Origin of the sequence: Salmonella sp. SAL4457 (assembly GCF_046548235.1) — a bacterium.
In the GTDB taxonomy this organism is placed as follows: Bacteria; Pseudomonadota; Gammaproteobacteria; order Enterobacterales; family Enterobacteriaceae; genus Salmonella; species Salmonella enterica.
This window is the reverse complement of record NZ_JBGDZO010000530.1, coordinates 1-270: the sequence shown is the minus strand read 5'-3', so window position 1 is coordinate 270 and position 270 is coordinate 1. Positions and strand designations below refer to the sequence as shown.

General features: G+C 50.7%; 1 protein-coding gene. It reads right to left on the bottom strand.

All coding sequences use genetic code 11. The annotated features are described in order from the left end of the window. A partial coding sequence (locus ACLJNW_RS25350; protein ID WP_410961386.1) for a hypothetical protein occupies nucleotides 1-238 on the bottom strand: 238 nt, incomplete at its 3' end. Between the last annotated feature and the right edge of the window lie 32 nt (nucleotides 239-270).

Sequence of the window (270 nt, the reverse complement as noted above, 5' to 3'; positions counted from 1 at the left end):
CCGTGATATCACCTCTCGCCTCAATTGCTTTCTCCGTTTGCTCATCATCCATCGGCACATCTTGGTTAAGCACGTAGAGTTTGAGCCTCCGCGAGCTGTCAAACGAGAAGCGTACAATACGCGTCTGCTGCGATATAAGATTTAGCCCTCGTTTTGCAAGGGCAGACGAGCGGGTTGCGAGCTCACGGTTGCTGGACCGTACGAGACCGCCGGACTTTGGATCAATTTTATTACTCATGTCTCTGCATTTTTTCGCTGACGGTCGTAAGA